General features: G+C 56.7%; 2 protein-coding genes. One reads left to right on the top strand and one right to left on the bottom strand.

Annotation, left to right across the window (positions count from 1 at the left end; all coding sequences use genetic code 11):
• On the top strand, nucleotides 1–598 hold a 598-nt coding region (locus tag ACRC1E_RS05255; RefSeq protein ID WP_438514058.1), incomplete at its 5' end, for a S1 family peptidase.
• Between the two features lie 3 nt (nucleotides 599–601).
• Here the strand turns inward: ACRC1E_RS05255 and ACRC1E_RS05260 are convergent.
• Nucleotides 602–1,054 (bottom strand): ABC transporter ATP-binding protein (locus ACRC1E_RS05260; RefSeq protein WP_438514059.1); only part of this gene is annotated, 453 nt, incomplete at its 5' end.

The following is a 1,054-nucleotide window of genomic DNA, read 5'->3' on the forward strand; positions in this document are numbered from 1 at the left end:
TGCCGTCTTCTTTTGTGGCATCCCAATTCAAATTCAATCATTCTCCGAGCCGATACAGCTTGACCTCGCATTACTACTGCCAAAGCTTCCGTTTACTCAAGCTGTATCTTACCTACCTACGCTTGTTAACCCGCCGAAGCTTGGCGAACGCATATTTGTCGCGGGGTACTCTGACGAACTTGTTCTTCCATTCCAATTCGAAAAACTTCTAAGCAAGACCATCAGCGGTATGCCCGCGTTTCTAGAAGCCATGGAGAAAGGCTATATGGCCGACATGACAGGGCCTTTAATCAAACAGGGGCACATCGGAAACGTGCGAAGGGTCACCGCTGAAAATAGCGTGACCGAAGATCACATAGAGTGCGATTTCATATATATCGACAACTCTATGCATTCTGGTGCCAGCGGAGGTCCGGTATTTAATGAAAATGGTGAAGCTGTCGGTGTAATCACCAAGCGCGCAGTCACCTCAGCATCACAGGGGAGCTACCCAAAACTAGAAGTTCCCTCGGGTTGCACAATCGGACTGAGCCTGCAGCCACTTATCCACGTCGCTAAAAGACAATCACCTCACCCTATCCACAACCCCAGCACCTAACCATCAATCCACCAGCCGCCCGTCCACCAGCCGGATCTGCCGGTCACAAGTGTCGGCCAGCCGCGCGTCGTGGGTGACGACGAGGAAGGTGACGCCGTCTTCGCGGTTGATTTCGCGCATCAGCGCGAAGGCGTCGGCGGCGGTCTGGGTATCGAGGTTGCCGGTCGGCTCGTCGGCCAGCACCAGCCGCGGGCGCGCCATCAGCGCGCGCACGATGGCGACGCGCTGCTGCTGGCCGCCGGATAGTTGCACCGGCATCTTGTAGCTGTGCTCGGCCAGACCGACCCGCGCCAGCAGCATGGCGGCCCTGGCCTTGTCGTCCGTACTCACCGCCCCCTTGCCGGCGAACACCGGCATCATCACGTTTTCCAGTGCCGTAAACGCCGGCAGCAGATGGTGAAACTGGAAGATAAAACCCAGATAAAGATTGCGTAGCCGGGTGCGCGCCGCATCGCT

Source organism: Craterilacuibacter sp. (assembly GCF_051659485.1).
Lineage (GTDB): Bacteria > Pseudomonadota > Gammaproteobacteria > Burkholderiales > Chromobacteriaceae > Craterilacuibacter.